Annotated in this window: 1 pseudogene; it reads right to left on the reverse strand. The window is 52.5% G+C overall.

Annotation, left to right across the window (positions count from 1 at the left end):
• Window positions 1-255, reverse strand: a pseudogene (locus tag FCL47_RS24970) (thiolase family protein); the annotation flags it as partial.

Genomic DNA, 255 nt, shown 5'->3' on the forward strand with positions numbered 1-255 from the left:
CATTGTCCATAAACCAGTTCTCGGAAACAACTTCTCCGCCGGGCCCGTTTGGATTAGGCCATATCAGGTGGGGTCCATTGGACATTCTATCGGCAAGAAAGCAAAACGGCGTTACCTGGGTGCCAGCGTCTACAGCCAGAGCCGCAAGGTTGATACATGTTGTGGACGTGGAACAGGCTTGCATGATGGTCACACCTGGAACCTGTGAACCCATCATCGTGCCGGCCCAGGTTGATCCATAAAAGCTCTGATTCT

Source organism: Desulfopila sp. IMCC35006 (assembly GCF_005116645.1).
Lineage (GTDB): Bacteria > Desulfobacterota > Desulfobulbia > Desulfobulbales > Desulfocapsaceae > Desulforhopalus_A.